At 61.9% G+C, this 3,934-nt stretch carries 4 protein-coding genes; 2 read left to right on the forward strand and 2 right to left on the reverse strand.

Annotation, left to right across the window (positions count from 1 at the left end; all coding sequences use genetic code 11):
• Positions 1–8 precede the first annotated feature (8 nt).
• A complete protein-coding gene (locus tag ABIV12_RS14660; RefSeq protein WP_348060613.1) occupies positions 9–1,010 on the reverse strand; it encodes a DUF1615 domain-containing protein in 1,002 nt (333 codons plus the stop codon).
• Between the two features lie 799 nt (positions 1,011–1,809).
• Here ABIV12_RS14660 and ABIV12_RS14665 point away from each other — a divergent pair.
• Positions 1,810–2,361: a DUF2058 domain-containing protein gene (locus tag ABIV12_RS14665; RefSeq protein ID WP_348060615.1), complete on the forward strand. Its 552-nt coding sequence runs from the start codon at positions 1,810–1,812 to the stop codon at positions 2,359–2,361.
• Between the two features lie 163 nt (positions 2,362–2,524).
• Positions 2,525–3,226 (forward strand): hypothetical protein, encoded by a 702-nt coding sequence (locus ABIV12_RS14670; protein WP_348060617.1) that lies wholly within the window; start codon positions 2,525–2,527, stop codon positions 3,224–3,226.
• Between the two features lie 29 nt (positions 3,227–3,255).
• Here the strand turns inward: ABIV12_RS14670 and ABIV12_RS14675 are convergent.
• A partial coding sequence (locus ABIV12_RS14675) for a glutathione S-transferase family protein (protein WP_348060619.1) occupies positions 3,256–3,934 on the reverse strand: 679 nt, incomplete at its 5' end.

Below are 3,934 nucleotides of genomic sequence, written 5' to 3' on the forward strand. Positions count from 1 at the left end.
CGTTTCACTCAGGGTGAAGGCGCGCGCATGAGACATCGTCGGTAGCGTTGGTCGACGCTGTTTGCGTACCACTGGGTCGTCAGTTTGCGGGTGATTTTCGGGCTCTTGAGGCGGATTTGCGGCACAAGCGCGCGTGGCAGTTTCGTCCGCTCCACCCGGTCGGCCAGCTCGAACACGTCCGCGTACAGCGACGTCTGCGCGAGATCCGCATCGTCGCCCTGCTCAATGGCCCGGCGGATGCGCGCATTGCCCAGGCGTAGCTGGCCGTCGAGCGTCCGGATCGCCAATTCGGTCGATCCCGCATCGTCGCGCTCGTGAGAGACGAGGTCCCCGTCGAGTGCGAGAGGAATTCCGGATGCGCGACTGACCGCGTTCTGGAATGCCGCATTTCGGCTCGCATAACGTCCCGCGTTGAAATCTGCGAAACGGAAGATCATTTGCTCATAGGGCGCTGCATAGTCGAGCAGGTGCGCGATGCCAAAGTAGACTCCGCCGCGACGCGTGAAGACCTCGTGGCGGATCGATCCGTCGGTCGGATAGGGGTAGGGGCGTTCATGCACCTGCTGCTCCGCGAACGCAATTCCCACCTGCATCGGGCCGCCGGTCTTCACGGGGTTCGCGTCTGAAAACAGGCGCTTTCCGAGCGGAACCCGGCTGATCATGTCTTCGTAGACGAGACTGAGTTCCTTCTCGGTGCGCACGGATGCAATGCGGTCCGCATACGATTTTCCATTCGAGGACGACAGGGCCAACGCGCCACGCACGAGAATCCGTGGCACGTCGTGCTGCGCCGCGCGACGGTCGATCTCGGCGCGCGCAATCGCGCCAAGTTTCGCGACGGGCGGATCGGCGACGAAGTTCGACTCCTGTTCGATCACCGCGAGCGCGGCGCACAGATTCGACGAGGTCGGTTGGATGGACAGCGAAGCGAACGCCGCCGTGATGTCGGTCGACCAACCTTCGCGATCCTTGGTCGCCGCGGGAAGCAGGCGCACGGTGAGGGCGCGCACGTCGGCGGGCCGCACTGTTGGTTCGAGTGATCGCTTCTGCGTGGCACAGCCGTGCAGCGCGACGGAAGCAAGAAGCACGCAGAGTATGAACGCCGCGCGCAACCGGGAGCCGACTTGCGGTGAATGGCGTGCTGAGGGCGATAAAGCAGACGGTGGCGACGTTGCCGTATTCCGGCTGGCATTCAATGTGGTGATTGGCTTCACGTCATCAATGCCAAAACCGTCCTGCACAACGGCCCGTGTCGACCATTCACGCCGCAGGAATGGCATATGGGATTTGGATGTTCCGTACATTTTTTGAAAGCGCTTTTCACTGGCAATGGTCGATCCTATCAGCCGCGTTCGGCTTGCACGGTATCTGGCCGACGCGTGAAGACAACCCGCAATCGCGCCACGCCGTCTGCACGAGTCGGGCGCCAAAGTGGCGATTGAAGCAGTCTTCCGACGCAGTTCCGCTCGGACGCGATCGCTGCCGGGCGCATGGGAAATCTCTCTCCCTTCCTCTGCATCGACGCGGAAGGACAGTTCTTGCTATTGGGAAATTCGGGAGTCGCCAGACTCCAAGCTGGTCACCCGAAATTCGGCCGCAGCCACCGCGGAGCCCCAACAGGGGAGACGAACGCGCTGACCGCAATGGTCAACGATCGAACACCGGCCAAACTGGAATTCACCGCGAACAGGCACGGACCGGCTCGACGCTGTCATACGAGGACTGAATGCAAGCACATTCGCGCGGATGTGGAGATGCACACGCGACGGTACAATTGTGCGATTCCCCCCCGTTTACATGGCCCGCACCATGCGCAATCTCCTGCAGGACCAGTTGTTGAAGGCCGGCCTCGTCAAGAAAGCGAAGGTCGATCAGGTCGCGCGCGAACAGACACGCCAACGTCAGGGCAAAGCACCCGTCGTCGCCGACGAGGGACGCATGGATGCGCAGCGAGCGCAAGCCGAACGGGTCGAGCGCGATCGCGCACTTGCGGCTGCGCACAACGCGCAACTTCGTGCCGCCGAGTTGCGCGCCCAGGTTCGACAAATCGTCGACGCACAGAAGGTCCGGCGAGAGGGTGAGATCGCATACCGATTCACCGACGGCGAGCGCATTGCGAGTGTGCTGGTCAACGAATCGATGCGCGCGCAGCTCGCCAGCGGCCTGCTGGTGATTGCGCGACGTGACGACGGCTATGAGTTGCTTCCCAGGTCGGCGGCCGAGAAAGTGTATGCGCGAGACGCGTCGGCGATCGTGCTGGATCATGCAGGAGCGCGCCACAGCGCCGAAGCGATTCCTCCTGCGAACGAAGACGACGCGTACTACAGCCAATTCAAGGTGCCGGACGATCTTGTCTGGTAGTTGGTGAGCACGCCGCGTGCTTGCGAAATGCGATCGGCACTGCCGTTATTTTTTGGCTTCACGTTCAACCCTTTCCCTTGTTCGGAGCCCACGCAAGATGGTCTTGCCTGTCAGTGATCGGGATGGTTCAACCCTCCATTGCAGATGGACCCGATGGCTCGCGTTGGCGTTGGCCACCGGATGCTGCCTGACGACTGCAGGCGCGAAGTCGCCGCCGACGGATGCCGATGACATTCTCGACGCATCGAAGTCGGCGTCACTCGCGGGCGTCGTGCACGACGAAGATGCGACAGCAGCCGATCTTGCGGCGGATGCGACCTATCTTTTGCCGGGATTCATCAAACGCGATATCACGCTGGACAATCTGCGCCGCCGGTTCGGCAAGACGAACGTGTCTGTGGCAACGATCGATGGCGCCGAGGGCGAAACCGCGAAAGGCTTTGTCTTGTTCCCCGACGATCCCGCGCGAAGGGCCGAGCTTTTTGTGCAGGACGAGGAGCGGCTTCGCGGGATTTCTTCGATCCGGGTTTCCGGAGACCGGTCACGCTGGCATTTGGAGAGCGGAGTGCGTCCCGGCATGAGTCTGGACGATCTCGTTGCGTTGAATGGCAAAGCCATTACGTTTACGGGTCTGGACTGGGACTACGGCGGATCTGTTGCCGACTGGAACAGGGGACGACTCGCGCAGCGCGCCGGCGAACCGGTTTTCCGCAGCGTGTCGTTGACGCACCGCGGTTCCGCGCCTGCCGGCAGCTATCCGTCTGGCGAAGAACAGTACCGCAGCAACGACCAGCGATACCCGAAACAGGGAAGCGTCCTGTTCGTCGGGCAACTGATGGTCAGTTTTTCGGAAGGCAAAGACTGAGGCACTCGTTGCGGGCACGCGGTGCGTCATCAATCACGGTCGGGCGCACCCAGCGGAAAATAGCTGCGATACGGCCGCGCTTCGTCAACTGCGCGCGCGAAGGACGGGCGGGCAAGCAAGCGATCCCTGTACGCTCTGACATTCGCGAAGGACCAGTCGATCGGATGCGCCCAATCGGCGTAGAACAGCGCAGGTGCGGCGCTGCAATCGGCCATGGTGAATCCGGCGCCTGACGCCCAGTCGCGACCGGCGATGTTCTGATCGAGCCACGCATAGGCGCTATCGAGCATGGCGTGCGCTGCAGCGACGCCGCAGGCATCCCGATGTTCTTCCGGACGGCGGCGGTCGAGCACGATCGTCTGCATGGGCGTCGAGATGTAGTTGTCGAAGAAGCGATCCATGATCCGCGTATCGAGCGCGGCGTGTGCATCGGCTGGAATCAGTGCGATTTCGCCGGGGTAACGCACGTGCAGATACTCGATCACAGTGGTGGCCTCGATGATGGTGCGGCCGCTATCGACCAGCAGCGGAAACTTCTTCATCGGCCAAAGTGCGGCGAGTTCGGCGTTGGCGGAAGGATCCTCGAGCGTCCGGAATTCGAACGGCGTTGCGTTTTCGTACAGTGCGATCAATACCTTCTGGCTGTAGGAGGAGAAGGGGTGTGCGTAGAGCGTCGGCTTCATGCATGAATTCTCGTGTGGGTGAAAT

Source organism: Dokdonella sp., assembly GCF_039926425.1.
GTDB lineage: Bacteria > Pseudomonadota > Gammaproteobacteria > Xanthomonadales > Rhodanobacteraceae > Dokdonella_A.